This is a genomic window from Thiomicrospira sp. WB1 (assembly GCF_001507535.1).
GTDB lineage: Bacteria > Pseudomonadota > Gammaproteobacteria > Thiomicrospirales > Thiomicrospiraceae > Hydrogenovibrio.
This window is the reverse complement of the sequence record NZ_LQBN01000004.1, coordinates 217,508-234,498: the sequence shown is the minus strand read 5'-3', so window position 1 is coordinate 234,498 and position 16,991 is coordinate 217,508. Positions and strand designations below refer to the sequence as shown.

Genomic DNA, 16,991 nt, shown 5'->3' with positions numbered 1-16,991 from the left:
GGTTTCCTGTGAATGAAAATGTCGCTATTATAGCCGCTTGCTCTTAGCCACGAAAAGGGAACTCTGCTATGTCGAAACCGGAAACAAAGCAGTGCTTTGCACAGCGTTTGCTCGATTGGTTCGATCAGCACGGCCGTCATGATCTACCCTGGCAGCACAACAAAACGCCCTATCGTGTTTGGGTTTCTGAAATCATGCTTCAACAGACCCAGGTCAAAACCGTGATCGATTATTACCAGCGGTTCATGCAACGTTTTCCGGATGTGTCTGCTCTGGCAGACGCCGATCAGGAAACGGTTCTGGCTTATTGGGCCGGGCTCGGCTACTATGCGCGCGGCCGAAACCTGCATAAAGCAGCCCAAACGGTGGTGAAGGAATGGGGCGGTGAATTTCCTCAGACGCTGACGGAGATGATGGCGTTGCCGGGTATTGGCCGTTCCACGGCCAGCGCCATCCTGGCGATTAGCCATCAGCAACGCCTCCCCATTTTGGATGGTAATGTCAAGCGTGTCCTCGCCCGGTACGATGGCCTCCCGACCTGGCCGGGCGAACGCGCGACGGAAAAGGCATTATGGCTCCGAGCGGATGCGTTGATGCAGACCGATCGCCCCGGCGACTACACCCAGGCGATCATGGATCTGGGTGCCACCGTTTGTACGCGCCAGCGCCCAGTCTGTGAACAGTGCCCTTTCAAATCGGATTGCGTTGCGTTTCAGACGGATCAGACAGCCACCCTGCCTAAGCGCAAACCCAAAAAAACCAAACCCGTGCGTCACGCCATCGTCTGGCTGTGGCATCAGGCGGATTCGGATTGGATTTGGTTAGAAAGACGGCCGGAGCAAGGCATTTGGGGCGGGCTCTGGTCTTTGCCTGAAACCCGTTTTGATTTGCCAGAAGGGGAGATTGAGCCCCACAAAACACGCCAAAACCTGATTAAAATCAAGGTTGAATCGCTGCCTGTGGCCACAGGTGATTTGATAGAATGGACCACATTCCAACACACGTTTTCACATTATCACCTGATGATGACGCCGGTCAGCTTGCCCCTGTCTCACGCTCCTCAAGGCGAAGGCCAGTGGGTCAAAGTCACGCAAGCCCTGTCACGGGGTTTGCCGGCTCCGATTCAAAAGGTAATCACGCAATGGGAGGTCAACCATGTCTAGAACCGTACAGTGTGCCAAGCTGGGAGAAGAGCTGGATGGGCTGGATTTTCCACCCTTTCCGGGTGAACTGGGCGAAAAGATATTTGAACAGGTTTCCAAAGAGGCCTGGAAGCAGTGGTTAAGCCACCAGACCATTCTGATTAATGAATACCGTCTGTCGAGTCTGGATCCCAAGGCCCAGGCGTTTTTGCGGGAAGAAATGCAAAAATTTCTGTTTGGGGATGAAGACGTTGAACTGCCGGATGCCTACCAGCCTGAGTAACCCATCAAGCCGTGTGGTCTGTTATTAGTTTTTCTATCCGTCAGATAGAAAAATTTCACGGCTACCTCCTTGAAAAAGCGTAGAATTATATAATGATTTCCTTTTTTGTTGCTTATTTCTACGCTTATGTCCGAGCTGACTGATATTTTTCTGGGGCGCCAGCCCATCTTTCGCGCCGATCATTCCCTTTATGGGTTCGAGTTGTTATTTCGCGCAGCCGAAAGCAGCACGCAGGCGGACTTTTCGCAGGCGGATGCGGCCTCGGCCCAGGTCATGGTGAATTTATTCGGTGAACTCGGGCTCAAAGAAGTGGTCGGTTCGCATCATGCCTTTATTAACCTGACCGAAGGATTGTTGACCCAGAAGAACCGCCCTTTCTTTCCGAAAGACCAGGTGGTGATTGAGGTGCTGGAAGATGCGCCGGTGTCGCCGGCTTTGCTGGATTCGCTGCGTGGTTTGCGGGCCCATGGGTATCGAGTTGCGCTGGATGATTATGTTTTCAATCCGGAGCTGGCCGAACTGGAAGCGTTTGCTGATATCATCAAGGTCGATATTATGCAGGTCGGCCCCAAGCAGCTAGAGACGCATTGTGCGCGTTTAAAGGCGCAGGGCGTTCGGTTGCTGGCAGAAAAGGTGGAGACTCGGCAGCAGTTTGAATTCTGTCAGAAATTGGGTTTTGATTTCTTCCAGGGCTATTTTTTTGCCAAACCACAGATCGTTCAGGGCAAGTCCCTGTCCGCCAATAAATTAACCCTGGTTCAGCTACTGGCGAAAGTGAATGACCCGGACGTGGCGCTTCAGGATTTGTCGGCTCTGATCAGTCAGGATGTGAGCTTAAGCCATAAAATCATGCGCCTGGCCAGTAATACCTCCCCTCACAAGATTGAATCCATTCATCAGGCGGTCCTTCAGTTTGGTTTGAACCGATTGCAAAGCTGGGTCAGTCTGCTGGCCATGACACAGATGGACGACAAGCCACCGGAACTGATGCGGACAGCGCTGATCCGGGCGCATTTCTGTGAAATGATCGGCCGACGTGTGCAGGATCTGGCCCCGGAAACTTATTTTACCATCGGGCTTTTTTCTGTCCTGGATGCCATGATGGATCAGGAATTGTCATCGGTCTTGATCCATCTTAATCTGGATGACCGGGTGATGTTGGCGTTGATTGATTTTGAAGGTGAACCGGGTAAAACGTTGAAAGCGGCACTGGCGATTGAACAGGGACAGATTGATTTTGATCGTCCGGCTGATTTGGCCCCAAGGTGGCTGAGTCAGAGTTATCTGGAAGCCATGGCGTATGCCAATGACGTCATGACGCTGGCAGAGAAACAGATAGGATAAATAGGTTCACTTTTTACCAGGCCTGGTAAAAAGTGAACCCGGGCGCCCGGCACAGCGCCCAAAATAAGTGTTTCAGTGATAGGCCGGGCTCAGTTCGGTCACGGCTTTGATGAAGGCACCGGCATGAGCTGGGTCAATTTCCGGATGGATGCCGTGCCCCAGATTGAACACATGGCCATTGCCCTGGCCAAATTTGGCCAGAATTGTCGCGACCTCTTCACGAATGCGCTCAGGCGAGGCATACAGCACAGAAGGATCCATATTGCCCTGAAGCGCGACCTTGTCACCCACGCGGGCGCGTGCGTCGTCCAGATCCGTGGTCCAGTCCAGTCCCAGCGCATCGCAACCGGTGTCGGCCATCTTTTCCAGCCATTGACCGCCCCCTTTGGTGAACAGAATCACCGGGATTTTCTGCCCGTCTTTTTCACGGATTAAGCCGTCAACAATGCGCGCCATGTATTGCAGCGAAAAGGCTTCGTAATCACGCGGGGTCAGCACACCGCCCCAGGTGTCGAAAATCTGAACTGCCTGAGCCCCGGCTTCAATCTGGGCGTTGAGGTAAGCGGTCACTGAGTCGGCCAGAACGCCCAGAATGTGGTGCAGGGTCTGGGGCTGATCATAGAGCATGGCTTTGATCTGCGAAAACGTTTTGCTGGAACCGCCTTCGACCATGTAGGTGGCGAGCGTCCAGGGAGAACCGGAAAAACCGATCAAGGGCACGCGACCGTTCAGCGCCTTGCGGATGGTGCTGACCGCATCCATCACATAGCCCAGTTCCGAGGCCATGTCCGGCACAAACAGTTTTTTGGCCTCGGCTTCGGTACGAATCGGCTTGTCAAAAATGGGGCCTTCGCCTGGGGCAAAACGCAGTTGCAGACCCATCGCATCCGGGATGGTCAGAATGTCGGAAAACAGAATGGCCGCATCCAGCTCGTAACGCTCCAGCGGCTGCAAAGTGACTTCACAGGCCAGTTCTTTGTTGCGACACAAATCCATAAAGGAACCGGCTTCCTTGCGCGTGGCCCGATATTCAGGCAAATAGCGTCCGGCCTGGCGCATCATCCAAACAGGTGTGCGATCCACAGGCTGGCGCTGCAGGGCTCGAAGAAAACGGTCATTCTGCAAGGCGGTCATACTCTTTCCTTTGTGTCCAGATCAATTGAATTCGGGTATTTTAACGTGTGTGGGTCAAAAGTGGGAGATTCTACGTTTCAGGCTATTTCAGCGCCGGATTGAGGCGGTCAATGGCGAAGGGAGCGTGGATTTTGACATACATGGCGCGATCATAGAGAAAACCATAACCACGGGCCTCGACGACCTGGCCCTCAAGAGCCTGGAGACGGTCGTAGTCAAAATGCTTCCAGTCTTTCTTGCGGATGCGCAGACCGGTGGTGTCCATGTTGAGGATGTAGTTTTTGCTGCTGCGCTCGACCTTTAGTATCTTGCCTTTGAAGATATGGAACCCTTCGTTGGCCGTGGTGATTTCGCTGGAGGGGGCGATGGGGTAGCGCAGGTCCGGACGCTCTTTTGCCAGGCGCCACAGGCCGACAGTGCGCTGACGGGCTGACTGTTCGGCCTGATAATAACAGCGTTGATGGGTCAGGTTGGGTGTTTCGGTTTTGGCCAGGGCCAGACCGGTTTCAAGCAGCGCTTTTTGCAGACTGAGGATCTGCCCGTTTTCCTTGATGAACACATGGGCTTCAGCGGTGCCGAATTCGTCCGCCCGGCGTTGGTCATATTCAATGCCGACCTGCATATCATGGTTGGCAAGCAAGCGGTTTAATGCGTCTTGGGAAGCTTGAGCCAGTGGCTGTGCATTGGTGTTGAGTTTGGTTTTCTTCTCGGCCTGAGGGGCCTGCACCCCGATCAGCTTCAAGGGCTGATTGTTGACGATGATGCGATCTCCGCTCAGGGCAAAACTGGCCTGGGTCCAACCGTCAATGTTGACAGGCGCACAATCGTCGGCCTGGACAGAGGTCCATCCGCTGAGCCATATCAGACCAATAAGAAAGAAACGTGCTAGGTTCATAGCTGCAAGTGTAAGCGACCCGGGAGGCGGTGGCAATCTTTTTGCCACTCTGAGCGGTCGCGTTTCGGACATAAAAAAAGGCCCGTAAGGCCTTTTTGACTGAGCGTGGATTGCCGGGGTGATGGGCAATCCCGTAAATTGAGCTTACTTGCGCAATCCGTATTTCTGACGGAATTTTTCAACACGCCCTTCGGTATCGACCAGCGTCTGCTTACCGGTAAAGAACGGGTGAGAGGCACTGGACACTTCGATACGTACCAGAGGGTACTCTTTGCCGTCCAACTCAATGGTTTCACCGGAAGTTTTTTCCAGTGTTGAGCGTGTCAGAAAGGTTTCACCCGTCGAAATATCCTGGAAAACGACTTCGTTGTAGTCTGGATGAATGCCTGTTTTCATAATGACGGTCCATTTATATTTGGGCTGATTCCGAAACGGTTGCCAGAATTCAGCGGTTTCAAAAAAGAAAGCGAAATTATAGAAGCTTTTGGCCCAATTGCAAGGCCAAAGTTCAAATTTTTCAAACGCTTCCGTTAAATGCGCTGAATTAGCGCTTCATGGCATTGAACAGGTCCTGGTTGGTTTTGGTGACCTTCATCTGATCAATCAGCGTTTCAATGGCTTCCACCTCGTTGTTCATGCCCTGGAGGAAGCGACGCAGAATCCAGATGTTCTGGTGCTCTTCCGGTGTGGTCAGCAACTCATCCTTGCGCGTGCCGGATTTCTCAATGTTGATGGCCGGGAAGATGCGTTTTTCCGCAATGCTGCGCGACAGGTGCAGCTCCATGTTACCGGTGCCTTTGAATTCTTCAAAGATGACTTCGTCCATTTTGGAGCCGGTGTCGACCAATGCGGTGGCGATGATGGTCAAAGACCCGCCTTCTTCGATGTTACGGGCGGCACCGAAGAAACGCTTGGGGCGATGCAGTGCATTGGCATCCACGCCCCCGGTCAGGATTTTGCCCGAGGCGGGCACGACGGTATTGTAGGCACGTGCCAGGCGCGTTATGGAATCGAGCAGAATGATGACGTCTTTTTTGTGCTCCACCAAGCGTTTGGCTTTTTCAATCACCATTTCGGCGACCTGCACATGACGCTGGGCCGGTTCATCAAAGGTGGAGGAGATCACCTCGCCTTTCACGGTGCGTTGCATTTCGGTGACTTCTTCCGGACGCTCATCGATCAACAGCACAATGAGGTAGGCGTCGGGGTGGTTCTCGGCAATCGATTGGGCGATCTGCTGCAGAATCACCGTCTTACCGGATTTGGGGGGTGCCACGATCAGGCCACGCTGACCTTTACCGAACGGCGAGGCGATGTCAATGATCCGGGTGGTGATGTCTTCGGTGCTGCCGTTGCCCGTTTCCATGATCAGCCGGTCGTCGGCGTGCAATGGCGTCAGGTTTTCAAAGGCAATTTTTTTGCGGGCCACTTCGGGCGATTCAAAGTTAATTTTTTCGACTTTCAGCAGCGCAAAATAGCGTTCGCTGTCTTTGGGCGGGCGAATTTTGCCTTGAATGGTGTCGCCTTTTCGCAGACCGAATCGACGGATCTGACTGGGCGAAACGTAGAGATCATCCGGCCCGGCCAGGTAAGAGCCGTCGTCGGAGCGAAGAAAGCCAAAGCCATCGGGCAGAATTTCCAGCACGCCCTCGCCGTAAATGTCCTCGCCGCTTTTGGCATGGGCTTTCAAAATGGCAAAGATAATGTCCTGCTTGCGCAGACGGGCCAGGTTTTCCAGCCCCTTTTCTGCAGCCAGATCAATCAGCGCGGCCGCTGACATTTTTTTTAAATCGTTTAGGTTCATAGGTTTTTTGGTTTGGTTGTTGGAATCGTTTGTCAGAATTGTGATTCGGGCGAATCGGAAAGGTGCCACGATGGCGGGATACGTCAGTGACGGGTTGTGATGGCTCATCCCTAAAGGGAGAGCCGAAGCCTGGATTACAGGTTGTCGTTCAGGAACGTGCTCAGCTGTGACTTGGACAGGGCGCCGACCTGAGTGGAATCCACTTCACCGTTTTTGAACAGAACCAGCGTTGGGATGCCGCGAACGCCGTATTTTGGTGGCGTGGCCGGGTTCTCATCAATGTTCAGTTTGGCGATTTTGACCTTGCCGTCGTATTCATTGGCGATTTCGTCCAGAATCGGGGCGATCATTTTGCAGGGACCACACCATTCCGCCCAGAAATCAACCAGTACAGGCAGGTCGGATTGCAGCACTTCGCTTTCGAAGTTGGCATCGGATGTAGCAATAATTTTTTCATTCATAACTGAAGCTCCTTGGTGTCTTCCTGGCCTGCTGCAGCCCGCATCGCCAGGCGATGTTTGTGATGGGTTCGTCAGGGAAAGCGGGCAGCGATACAGGGCCATGTGACTCAATCGCGGATGCAATTGATGACCGGATGTCTGTTTAAAAGGTTCGTTGTAATGGACCCGATTGTACGTCTGATCGTCGGGTGTGGCGTGAATGTTTTATGACGCCCCACCGGATCATTTCAAGACCCGGATCCGATTGAGACATTGCGAAAGACGGTTTGTGTTCCGTTTTCATGTCGCAATGCATCGAAATTACAAAACTGATTGACCTAATTTACTGACTTTGATTGGCTTTTGCAAGGATCGAGCAATAAATTTTGGTGTTTTTGCTCAAAAAACCAGTTGATCGGGTCAAAATGCAGGCCAATCCCGCTTTTCAAGCCGGAGTCGCGCCTGCACTTGGCCCGGGGTGTCGGCACCATGTCGGGTCGTTTCTCTCTGTAAAATGGGATAGGATATGCGTTTTTAAATTACTCTGATCAACCTGCGAACTGGATCGACGTGCCGCTATGGATGTTTCCCACCTGATTGATGATTTGAATGATGCCCAGCGTCAGGCCGTGACCCTGGAGCACCAGCATGCGCTGGTGCTGGCGGGCGCCGGTTCGGGCAAAACCCGGGTGCTGGTGCATCGCATTGCCTGGTTGATCGAGGTGATGGGCACGGCTCCCTATAATATCCTGGCCGTGACCTTTACCAACAAGGCGGCGGCGGAAATGCGCGGCCGCGTGGAAGCCCTGGTCGGTCAGCGCGCGGGTGGCCTGACCATGGGCACCTTTCACGGGATTGCCTATCGTCTGTTGCGCCAGCACTACCGCGAAGCCGGGTTGCCGCAGAGCTTTCAGATTCTGGATGCCGACGATCAGAAACGGGTGATCAAACGCCTGCTCAAAGCACTGGAACTGGATGAAACTCAGTGGCCGGTGCGTCAGGTGCAGAGTTTTATCAACGGTGAAAAGGAAGAGGCCCGGCGCCCGCATAATATCGATCCGGGTCACAACCCGATCATGCAGACCATGCTTAAAGTGTATGAGGCGTATGAAACCCAGTGTCAGCGGGCAGGCCTGGTGGATTTTGCCGAGCTGTTGCTGCGTGCGCATGAGCTATGGCTGAAAAACCCAACGCTGCTGGCGCATTATCAGGCGCGATACAGCACCATTCTGGTGGACGAGTTTCAGGACACGAATGCCTTGCAGTATGCCTGGTTACGGGTGCTGGCCGGTGCCACGGGCAAGTTGTTTATTGTCGGCGATGACGATCAGTCGATCTATGGCTGGCGCGGGGCGCGTGTGGAAAACATCCGCCAGTTCGATCAGGATTTTTCCGAGGTGCAGACAGTGCGTCTGGAGCAGAATTATCGCTCGACCAACACCATTTTGAAGGCCGCTAACGGGCTGATCACGCACAACAGTGAGCGCATGGGCAAAAACCTCTGGAGCAGTGGCGAGGAGGGCGAGCCGATACGAGTCTACGAAGCATTTAATGACTACGACGAAGCCGAGTATGTGGTGCAACAGGTCAAAGACTGGTGCGAGCAGGGCGGCAGTCGCGCCGAGGTGGCGGTGCTGTATCGTTCCAATGCGCAATCGCGTCTGCTGGAGCAGGCGCTGTTGCAGGCGCAAATTCCTTATCGGGTTTATGGCGGGTTGCGCTTCTATGACCGCGCCGAGGTCAAGGATGTGCTGGCCTATTTGCGTTTACTGGTCAATCGCGATGATGATGCCGCCTTTGAGCGGGTTTATAACCATCCGCCGCGAGGGATTGGCGCCAAAACCGCGGACCAAATCCGGGAAACCGCCCGGGTGGAACAGCAGTCTTTGTGGCAGGCCGCTCAGGCCCTGGTGCAGACCGGGTTGACAGCCCGGGCCAAAACCTCGGTGCAGGGGTTTTTGAGTTTGATCGATCAACTGGATGAAACCCTGCGCGACCAGTCCCTGACGGATCAGGTGATTCAGGTGGTGTCGCGCTCGGGGTTGCAGGCGCATTTTGAAAAGGACCGTTCTGAGCAGGGCCAAAGCCGGGTGGAAAACCTGGATGAGCTGGTGAATGCGGTGTCGGAGTTCACCCCGGATCAGCAGGTGGATGCGCTCACCGAAGCCATGGCCGCCGGCAGCAATGAGGGTACGACGGCTTATGAGAGCCCGCTGGCCGAATTTCTGGCCAAAGCGGCGCTGGAAGCGGGGGATCAGCAGGCTGACCGCTGGGAGTCTTCGGTGCAGTTGATGACCCTGCATTCGGCCAAAGGACTGGAGTTTCCGCTGGTATGTATTGTGGGGCTGGAAGAGGGCTTGTTTCCCGGCCAGTCGGCGCAGGAAGACCCGAACCGCATGGAAGAAGAGCGCCGACTGGCCTATGTGGGCATCACGCGCGCCGAAAAACAGCTGGTGATCACCCATGCCAGTCGTCGACGCCTGCATGGGCGCGAAATTTTTCCGCAACCGTCACGCTTCATTCACGAGCTGCCGCAGGACTGTGTGCAAACCGTTCGTGTTCAGGGACAGACTCAGGCCTATGGGCGGGCCGTGGTGCCGCCGGGTGGGCAGATCAACCAAACCGACTATCAGATCGGTGAAATCGTGTTTCACACCAAATTCGGGGAAGGCATGGTGACCGCTACCGAGGGCGCTGGGGCGCATGCCCGAGTGCAGGTTCAGTTTAAACACGCGGGCAGCAAATGGCTGGTCGCCGGGTTTGCCAAACTGGAAAAAATGGGATGAGTGCCATGGCCCCATCGCAGACAGCGCCTTTGTTTGAGGTGTCGGATTTGACACCGAGTCCCGGACAGCCCTCTTGGTCGTTTGCGCTTAATCAAGGAGAGGTTCTGGGAATTTACGGTCCTTCTGGCGGTGGTAAGTCGGTGTTGCTGAAAAAACTGGCCGATTTGCTGACGCACGATGGCTGTGTGGCATTGAACGGACGCGCTCAAAACGACTGGTCGCCCCAGGCCTGGCGTGCAAGGGTGATGCTGTTCGCCGCGGAAACCGCCTGGTGGTTGGACACTGTGGGGGAGCATTTCAGGCAGGAAATTGACCAGGCCTGGTTAAAAATGGCACTGGAGGCCTTGCAGTTGTCCGAAGCCATGCTCAAGCAACCTGTGGCACAGCTGTCCAGCGGTGAAAAGCAACGTCTGGCGTTGATTCGTGGTATTCAATACTCGCCACGGGTCTTGCTTTTGGACGAAGTGACGGCCAATTTGGACCCACACGCCACCGCGGCTGTGGAAGGCTGGCTCAGCCAGTACCTGACCGAGCATGGTGCCTGTGCCATATGGGTGTCGCACGACGCCGAGCAATTAAAGCGCGTCGCCTCGTGTCAGCGTCAGCTTTAGCCTGACTAGAGGTCGTACTTGTCGAGCTCTTCGTAGAGCACTTCCATGTACATCAGTTTGGGGCCGCCGCCCATCACCACGGCCATCATGGCGGATTCCAGAATTTCAGCCTTGGTGGCGCCGGCTTTGACGCAATCCTGGGTGTGTACGGCGATGCACCAGCCGCATTGGAAGGCAATGGCCAGTGACAACAACGTCAGGTGTTTGGTTTTTTCATCCAATGCCCCCGCTTTTTCGGCGATCTGGACAAAGGCACCGAATTCTTTGGTTTGCTCGGGCAGATCTACCATTAAGCGTTGCATCAGTTGGCCGGTTTGCTCAAGTCGTTGCATTGGTTTTCTCCTCGTTCATTGAGTTGGCTGCGTTTCTTGCTGACCTTACTTTATAATAGCGTTTTGACAAACATAAGACGCTTTGATGACCTCTCCATGACCGACGCTGCCCCGACCTTTTGTTTGCCCTGGGCCGAATTGAGCTGGAACAGCCATGAAGTCCCGTGCTCCACGCACTATGACGATCATTATTATCACCCCATCGATCCTTTGGCGGAGATTGAGCATGTGTTTCTGGTGCCCAATCGTTTGCGCGAACGGTTCCGTGCTTTGAAACCCCGGCAGGTTTTTTGTGTGGCCGAAACCGGCTTTGGTACCGGGTTGAATTTTTTGCATTTGTGCGCCCTCTGGCAACGTGAGGTGGTGCCGCGCTTTGATCCCAATCAATTGCCCTGTCTGGTTTTCATGTCGTTTGAAAAATGCCCTTTGACGCCGTCGCAGCTTGCCCGGGCGCATCAGCCGTTTTTGGGACCGGGTCGGCAACCGCTGACCGAGTGGGCGCATCGATTGCAGGACGCCTACCCGCACCGGGTGCCGGGTTGGCATCAGTGTGACTGGCTCGAACAAGGGGTGTCGCTACAGGTGTTCTGGGGCGACGTTCTGGCTGGATTGAAAGAGTTGGAAGCGGATGTGGATGCCTGGTTTCTGGATGGCTTTGCCCCGGCCCGTAACCCGGGCATGTGGCAACCGGCGCTGTTTGAAACCATGGCGCGTTTGAGCCACGGGCAAACCACTTTTGGCACCTTTACCGCGGCCGGGTTTGTCCGACGGGGGTTGAAACAGGTCGGGTTTGCGGTGCAAAAAATTCCGGGGTTCGGTGGCAAGCGTGATATCAGCTGTGGCCAGATGGTGCACCCTCGTCAAGACAGAAGGCTGGCACCCTGGTTTGCCCCGGCGCCCGCCATATCGCCTCCGCGCGATGCACTGGTGGTGGGCGCCGGGCTGGCGGGGGCGACCACGGCCTATGCCCTGGCTCAGTCGGGTGTGACGGTCACGGTTCTTGATGCCAAAGCGGCGCCCGCGCAGGCGGCATCGGGCAACCTGGCCGGCACCCTGCACCCGCTGATTACAGCCGATTGGAACCGACGCAGCCAGTTTTATACGCTGGGGCTGGCGGCCACCCGCCGCTGGCTGATGCCCTGGCTGGCGGCGGCCGACTCCGGGGTTCAGGGCAGGCTGGATGGCGGCGTGCAACTGGCGGTCAAGGCCGCCTTGAAAGAACGTTTTGAAAAGGCCCGCTTTCGCATTCCTCTGCCTGAAAGTCTTGCCTGTCTGCAGGAGGCCGGTAGGATCTCAGCGACGCTGGGAAGCGCCACGGACTGTGATGGGGTCTGGTTTTCGCAGGCAGGCTGGGTGTCGCCGCCTTCGGTGGTGGCGCGTTGCTTGAGTCACCCCAACATAAAAGTGGTGTGCCAGGCACCGGTTTCAGACTGGGGCAACATTAACCAGGCCTGGTGGGTGGAGACCGAACAGGGGCGCTTCCAGGCGGATCATCTGATTTTGGCCACGGGGGCGCTGGATGCTGGGGTGTCTGAGCGCCTGCGCTGCCCGATCCGCCCGGTTAAAGGACAGGTGACGCACCTGTCGGCTGCGGCGCTGGATAAGCGTCTATCCGTGCCCGTTAATCATCAGGGGTACAGCATTGAAGCACATTGGCCTCAGGCACCGGAGGTGGCTGCGGTGTGTGGGGCCACGTTTGAAGGTGACGACCCGGACGAGACACTGACGGAGGCCAGCCATCGGCATAATTTGGCGGCGGCGGCCAGTGCCTTGCCGAACTGGTTGCACTGGCAAGCCAGTTCCATGACTCGGCCAGAAGGGGTATCCGGTCGTGTGGCCTGGCGCCCCACCACAGCGGATCACTTGCCCGTGGTGGGGCCGGTGCCGGATTGGGAGGGGTTGGCCCGTTTGTATGAGGGTCGCCCGCCGGGCAAACGTCCCCGGTTTTATCCGGACATGCCTTATCAGCCCGGACTCTGGGTGAACAATGGCCATGGTGCTCGGGGACTGATGTCGGTGTTTCTTTCGGCCGATTTATTGGTCGCCCAAATGATGCAGCGACCCTGGCCCGTGCCCGCGCCAGTGGCCCATTGGGTGCACCCGGCACGCTTTGCGGTACGCGCCTGGCAGAAAGGTCACTACGACTTCAATCCATGAGAAAAATACAGTATGATAAATGATGATCAAAGGCGGCTTTGCCCATAAAAAATATAGAATTGATCGAAACGCTTTGCACTCTTGAACACGTTCCAGGCTTTCATAATTGCCTGAGCCAAATGTTTGGTACTAAAAATGAAAAAAACTTTTTCTGGCCTGATTCTTCTAACTTCTTTGTTGGGAGTGGGGTGTTCACACACTCCTTCAAAAACAGATTTGGCTGACCACAGTGCTCCAGGCTGGGTTACAGAAACACCTTCTTCGGGCTTAGCGTTTTTTGAAAAATCCCAGAGACAGTATGAAGCCGAGGACGGCGTTGATCAGGCTTTGGCCGAAGCCAAAAGACAGGCCTTTTCGCATCTGTCGATCCGCCTGCAGGCCAAGTTGGAAAAATGGTCGGACCAGGCCCTGAATAATCTGGCTTTTCAGGATCGTGAAAAGGCGATGCCGTATATGGCGCGTCTGCTGAAACAGCGGGTTCAGGCCGAGCTGCCTGCCATGGACCTGACTCCGTATTTGACACCAGAACTTACCACGTCTCAGGTGTTTGTGGATCAGCCGGGCAAACAGGTTTATGCCATGGTGAAGCTGCCCAAGACGGCTTTGGCAGACGTGGTTCAGGCTCAAGCGACTGCCATGGCGGCGCAGTTGCGGGATTACCTGGATGTAAGCAGCAAGGGATCGCACCTGCAACAGGTGCGATCCATGGCACCGGCCCTGCCGACCTTGATGGCGTATCAGCGCAGTCAGACGTTGCTGGCCGATCAATTTGACCGGGCGCCTGTGTCGGAATCCGCTCAGCTGGCGTCGATGTTTGATGCGCAGTTTAATCGTCTGGTGAAAGCCATGGTGGTGCGTGTGGATGCGATCACGCGAGAGACGGAGGCCTATGACAAACCTTTCAAACAGGCACTGGCCGATCAAGGCTACAATCTCAGTGCACGTCGTCCTGATGTGACGGTGCGTTATTTTGTTGAGCCCCAAACGAGCGGGACGGATGAAGCGCAGTTGTTGACGGATGTGGAGTTGGTGGATGTCAATGGCGAGGCGGTGAGCACGCTGAGTGAGGTGTATGCAGGTCAAGGCAAAACGCCTGAATTGGCCGAGCAAGCCGCCATTGGGAAGTTGTCACACGACTTGACCGATTCCCTGGTTATGAGCACCTATCAGTATGCTCAGAAAGTGAATGAGGTTAACTTTAACCGTTAACGCCCAAACAAAGGCAAGTGCATGAAAAAGCTATTGGTATTGCTGGTGATTCTGGCCATTTTGATTCTGGCGGTGATGTTTGACTGGTTTGACAGTCGACACTGGGCCGATCAAGGGCTGGATGCGACCGAATCGGCCATTGAAACCTTGAAAGACACGGGCGATAAGGTCACCGACACGGTCGAAACCTATCGGCCCAAGGAAACACCGGAACCCTGAAGGGCCGGTGTGGCAAAGGCGTCCCAGGGGAGCGCCTTTTTTGTTTTGGGTGCCTGTCTCCCAGTCGTTTTGTAAAAGAAGGATATGCATGTCAGACGCAACAAACCGGTCTCTTCCTCCCGTAGGTCTGTTGATTATTGGCGATGAAGTCTTGTCGGGCAAGCGACAGGACAAGCATCTGGCGCAGGCCAACGCCCTGCTAAGGCCCAAAGGGTTTGCGCTGAGCTGGGTTCGGATTCTGGGCGATGAGCCGCAACGTCTGACGGCCACGCTCAAAGAAACCTTTGCCAGTGGGGATGTGGTTTTCAGTTTTGGCGGCATCGGCGCGACGCCGGATGATCGGACACGCCAGTGTGCGGCCGACGCACTGGGGCGCCCGATTGAGCGGCACCCAGAGGCCGTGGCCGAAATCGAAGCCCAGTTTGGTGAGGACGCTTATCCTAATCGGGTAAAAATGGCCGAATACCCGCAGGGAGCGAGCATCATTCCCAATCCGTACAACCGGGTCCCCGGTTTCAGTGTGGCGGATCATCACTTCATGCCGGGGTTTCCCATGATGGCCAAAGGCATGATGCAGTGGGTGCTGGAGACTTATTACCAAGCGTATCAAACCACGCCCACGGTTGAGCGCAGTCTGCGCTTGATCCATGGTCATGAGTCGGAGTGGATTGATTTTATGGAGGCGTTTGAAGCGCGCTTTCCCGAATTGCGGCTGTTCAGTTTGCCCAGTATCCGACCCGACGGCACCCGTCATATTGAATTGGGCGTGGAAGGCCAGCCCGAGCTGGCAGAAAAAGGGTTTGAAGCGCTGGTGAACGAAGTGAGAGCGCGCCAGGCGGATTACGAGCTGTCTTCCGAGAGCCTGTCCTAAGATGAGCACTGAAACGGCCCCGAACGCTCACAGGGCGGATGCGCAAACGGCGGATGAAGCGGTGGACGTATTGGTCATTGGTGCGGGGGCGGCCGGTCTGATGTGCGCGGCCACTGCCGGGTTTCGGGGGCGACGGGTTCTGGTTCTGGACCATGCGCCCAGAGCGGCGGCGAAAATTCGCATCTCCGGCGGCGGTCAGTGCAACTTTACCAACCGGTCTGTGACGCCCGGAGACTACGTCTGTGCCAACCCGCATTTTGTCAAAAGCGCGCTGGCACGGTTCACCCCGGACGACTTTCTGGCATTGGTGGAAATGCATGACGTTGCCTATGAAGAGCGCGACCAGGGCAAGCTGTTCTGTGCCCATCGGGCGGGGGATCTGATTCATATGCTCCAGACTCAGTGCAAGTGGGCCGGGGCAGAGATCCGGGTGAAAACGTCGGTGCACTCGGTGGACCCACCGACGGCCCAGGCATCAGGCCTGGTCAAAACATCAAATGGTTCTATTGAATGTGAAAAACTGGTGGTGGCCACGGGTGGCAAAGCCTATCCCAAACTGAAGGCAACCGACTGGGGGTTGCGGTTTGCCCAGCAACTGGGCCTGTCAGTGTCCGCGACCCGCCCCGGTCTGGTGCCGTTGCGGATGGCAGGTTCGGCGTTGGCATTTTGCCGCGAGCTGGCTGGCAACAGCTTACCGGTCACTCTGACTACTCGCACCGCAGGCCAGGTTCATACGGTCAGCGATCAACTGCTGTTCACTCATCAGGGCATCAGCGGTCCGGCGGTGCTGCAACTATCCAATTTCTGGCGGACCGGTCAGGCCATTGAGATTAACTGGCTGCCGGAGCAGGCGGTGTCATCCCGCCTGAAAGAGCTCCGCGAACAAAATGGCCGACTGGATCGCTGGCTGCAACAATTCTGGCCTAAAAAAATGGTGCAGGCCTGGTTGAAAGACAGGGCAGACACCCCCATCAATCTCGCAGACGCCAACAACGAAACCCTGGCATCGATTGCAGCGCAACTGACGTCAGCGCAGTGGCTTCCCGAGACCGACGGCGGCTATGACAAAGCGGAAGTGATGCTCGGCGGCATTGATACCGATCAGATCTCGTCCAAAACACTGGCGGCCAAAGCCTGGCCTCAGGTGCATTTCATCGGTGAGGTATTGGATGTCACCGGACGGTTGGGTGGGTATAATTTTCAATGGGCCTGGGCCTCGGGCCATGCCGCCGGCTCGGTGGTTTAAAGGCGCTCTGCTTTTGCCAGACGAATGCAAACGATGCCATCACAAGGATTGATATGAATTTACTGGATTTGCCCGAAGAACAGCGTGACCATTTCTCCAAGTCGGTACAGGTGCTGGTGCAAAAACACCGCATCGACCCCAATGAAATTTTTATGAATGCGCTGGAAAGTCAGGAAGCACCGGAAATGAATTACTGGATGATCAAGGTGCTGATTCAGGAACATTTTGTCTCGCCGCAACAATCGGTGGGACAGGATGCCGAAGGGGAAACGGTCAAGCCACTTCAGGCGGCCGCGCTGCTGAAAAATGTAGGCGCTGTGGCGGCTCTGCTCGAAGCCAATGCGTTTCAGGGCAGCGTGACCGACAAAGAGTTTCAGCTGACCGCGCGCATTGCCAGCAAACAGGAAGACCAGGCCGTGCTGGGGGTGATGATGAAGTACGCTCAGGCCATGGGGCATCTGGAAACCTTTATGCGTGAATTGGAAGGCGCGCCGGTGCATTAAGTCGCCGCGCTTTCT

Annotated in this window: 17 protein-coding genes; 11 read left to right on the top strand and 6 right to left on the bottom strand. The window is 55.5% G+C overall.

Features of this window, described 5'->3' with window-relative positions:
- Positions 1-68: 68 nt before the first annotated feature.
- From mutY to AVO41_RS10410, 3 genes are all read left to right on the top strand, one after another.
- Complete coding sequence (mutY, locus tag AVO41_RS10420; RefSeq protein WP_068586713.1) at positions 69-1,163, top strand: A/G-specific adenine glycosylase; 1,095 nt, start codon at positions 69-71, stop codon at positions 1,161-1,163.
- A complete protein-coding gene (locus tag AVO41_RS10415; RefSeq protein ID WP_068586710.1) occupies positions 1,156-1,425 on the top strand; it encodes an oxidative damage protection protein in 270 nt (89 codons plus the stop codon). The genes mutY and AVO41_RS10415 overlap by 8 nt, the downstream gene beginning before the upstream one ends.
- A 105-nt stretch (positions 1,426-1,530) precedes the next feature.
- A complete protein-coding gene (locus AVO41_RS10410) occupies positions 1,531-2,769 on the top strand; it encodes an EAL and HDOD domain-containing protein (RefSeq protein WP_235584739.1) in 1,239 nt (412 codons plus the stop codon).
- A gap of 72 nt (positions 2,770-2,841) precedes the next feature.
- Here the strand turns inward: AVO41_RS10410 and hemE are convergent, their stop codons facing one another.
- From hemE to trxA, 5 genes are all read right to left on the bottom strand, one after another.
- Positions 2,842-3,903 (bottom strand): uroporphyrinogen decarboxylase, encoded by a 1,062-nt coding sequence (gene hemE, locus AVO41_RS10405; RefSeq protein WP_068586704.1) that lies wholly within the window; start codon positions 3,901-3,903, stop codon positions 2,842-2,844.
- An 82-nt stretch (positions 3,904-3,985) separates the two neighbouring features.
- Complete coding sequence (locus AVO41_RS10400) at positions 3,986-4,798, bottom strand: thermonuclease family protein (protein ID WP_068586702.1); 813 nt, start codon at positions 4,796-4,798, stop codon at positions 3,986-3,988.
- Between the two features lie 144 nt (positions 4,799-4,942).
- Complete coding sequence (locus tag AVO41_RS10395; RefSeq protein ID WP_019894991.1) at positions 4,943-5,194, bottom strand: type B 50S ribosomal protein L31; 252 nt, start codon at positions 5,192-5,194, stop codon at positions 4,943-4,945.
- A 148-nt stretch (positions 5,195-5,342) separates the two neighbouring features.
- Entirely contained in the window at positions 5,343-6,602 is a 1,260-nt protein-coding gene (gene rho, locus AVO41_RS10390) for a transcription termination factor Rho (RefSeq protein WP_068586818.1), read from the bottom strand.
- Between the two features lie 134 nt (positions 6,603-6,736).
- Positions 6,737-7,063: a thioredoxin TrxA gene (gene trxA, locus AVO41_RS10385; RefSeq protein ID WP_068586699.1), complete on the bottom strand. Its 327-nt coding sequence runs from the start codon at positions 7,061-7,063 to the stop codon at positions 6,737-6,739.
- A gap of 557 nt (positions 7,064-7,620) precedes the next feature.
- On the opposite strand from trxA, the gene uvrD reads away from it, so the two are divergent.
- Positions 7,621-9,828: a DNA helicase II gene (gene uvrD / locus AVO41_RS10380; RefSeq protein ID WP_068586696.1), complete on the top strand. Its 2,208-nt coding sequence runs from the start codon at positions 7,621-7,623 to the stop codon at positions 9,826-9,828.
- Positions 9,825-10,439: an ATP-binding cassette domain-containing protein gene (locus tag AVO41_RS10375; RefSeq protein WP_235584738.1), complete on the top strand. Its 615-nt coding sequence runs from the start codon at positions 9,825-9,827 to the stop codon at positions 10,437-10,439. The genes uvrD and AVO41_RS10375 overlap by 4 nt, the downstream gene beginning before the upstream one ends.
- 5 nt (positions 10,440-10,444) lie before the next feature.
- Here AVO41_RS10375 and AVO41_RS10370 read toward each other — a convergent pair whose 3' ends face one another.
- Positions 10,445-10,771 (bottom strand): carboxymuconolactone decarboxylase family protein, encoded by a 327-nt coding sequence (locus AVO41_RS10370; RefSeq protein WP_068586694.1) that lies wholly within the window; start codon positions 10,769-10,771, stop codon positions 10,445-10,447.
- A 96-nt stretch (positions 10,772-10,867) separates the two neighbouring features.
- Between AVO41_RS10370 and mnmC the strand changes: the two genes are divergently transcribed.
- From mnmC to AVO41_RS10340, 6 genes are all read left to right on the top strand, one after another.
- Entirely contained in the window at positions 10,868-12,928 is a 2,061-nt protein-coding gene (mnmC, locus tag AVO41_RS10365) for a bifunctional tRNA (5-methylaminomethyl-2-thiouridine)(34)-methyltransferase MnmD/FAD-dependent 5-carboxymethylaminomethyl-2-thiouridine(34) oxidoreductase MnmC (RefSeq protein WP_068586693.1), read from the top strand.
- Between the two features lie 216 nt (positions 12,929-13,144).
- Positions 13,145-14,137 (top strand): hypothetical protein, encoded by a 993-nt coding sequence (locus AVO41_RS10360; protein ID WP_068586690.1) that lies wholly within the window; start codon positions 13,145-13,147, stop codon positions 14,135-14,137.
- 21 nt (positions 14,138-14,158) lie between these two features.
- Positions 14,159-14,356, top strand: coding sequence for a hypothetical protein (locus AVO41_RS10355; RefSeq protein WP_068586687.1), 198 nt, complete (start codon positions 14,159-14,161; stop codon positions 14,354-14,356).
- An 88-nt stretch (positions 14,357-14,444) separates the two neighbouring features.
- Complete coding sequence (locus AVO41_RS10350; RefSeq protein WP_068586683.1) at positions 14,445-15,227, top strand: molybdopterin-binding protein; 783 nt, start codon at positions 14,445-14,447, stop codon at positions 15,225-15,227.
- 1 nt (position 15,228) lies between these two features.
- Entirely contained in the window at positions 15,229-16,473 is a 1,245-nt protein-coding gene (locus AVO41_RS10345) for an NAD(P)/FAD-dependent oxidoreductase (RefSeq protein WP_068586680.1), read from the top strand.
- A 53-nt stretch (positions 16,474-16,526) separates the two neighbouring features.
- On the top strand, positions 16,527-16,976 hold the full coding sequence (locus tag AVO41_RS10340) for a hypothetical protein (protein ID WP_068586677.1): 450 nt from the start codon (positions 16,527-16,529) through the stop codon (positions 16,974-16,976).
- Positions 16,977-16,991 lie beyond the last annotated feature (15 nt).

Bases quoted from the DNA above. Each gene is read 5' to 3' on its own strand.
- AVO41_RS10415 (WP_068586710.1), top strand. From the start codon at position 1,156: ATGTCTAGAACCGTACAGTGTGCCAAGCTGGGAGAAGAGCTGGATGGG.
- rho (WP_068586818.1), bottom strand. From the start codon at position 6,602: ATGAACCTAAACGATTTAAAAAAAATGTCAGCGGCCGCGCTGATTGAT.
- mutY (WP_068586713.1), top strand. From the start codon at position 69: ATGTCGAAACCGGAAACAAAGCAGTGCTTTGCACAGCGTTTGCTCGAT.
- trxA (WP_068586699.1), bottom strand. From the start codon at position 7,063: ATGAATGAAAAAATTATTGCTACATCCGATGCCAACTTCGAAAGCGAA.
- AVO41_RS10375 (WP_235584738.1), top strand. From the start codon at position 9,825: ATGAGTGCCATGGCCCCATCGCAGACAGCGCCTTTGTTTGAGGTGTCG.
- AVO41_RS10370 (WP_068586694.1), bottom strand. From the start codon at position 10,771: ATGCAACGACTTGAGCAAACCGGCCAACTGATGCAACGCTTAATGGTA.
- AVO41_RS10395 (WP_019894991.1), bottom strand. From the start codon at position 5,194: ATGAAAACAGGCATTCATCCAGACTACAACGAAGTCGTTTTCCAGGAT.
- hemE (WP_068586704.1), bottom strand. From the start codon at position 3,903: ATGACCGCCTTGCAGAATGACCGTTTTCTTCGAGCCCTGCAGCGCCAG.
- AVO41_RS10400 (WP_068586702.1), bottom strand. From the start codon at position 4,798: ATGAACCTAGCACGTTTCTTTCTTATTGGTCTGATATGGCTCAGCGGA.
- uvrD (WP_068586696.1), top strand. From the start codon at position 7,621: ATGGATGTTTCCCACCTGATTGATGATTTGAATGATGCCCAGCGTCAG.
- AVO41_RS10350 (WP_068586683.1), top strand. From the start codon at position 14,445: ATGTCAGACGCAACAAACCGGTCTCTTCCTCCCGTAGGTCTGTTGATT.
- AVO41_RS10345 (WP_068586680.1), top strand. From the start codon at position 15,229: ATGAGCACTGAAACGGCCCCGAACGCTCACAGGGCGGATGCGCAAACG.
- mnmC (WP_068586693.1), top strand. From the start codon at position 10,868: ATGACCGACGCTGCCCCGACCTTTTGTTTGCCCTGGGCCGAATTGAGC.
- AVO41_RS10340 (WP_068586677.1), top strand. From the start codon at position 16,527: ATGAATTTACTGGATTTGCCCGAAGAACAGCGTGACCATTTCTCCAAG.
- AVO41_RS10355 (WP_068586687.1), top strand. From the start codon at position 14,159: ATGAAAAAGCTATTGGTATTGCTGGTGATTCTGGCCATTTTGATTCTG.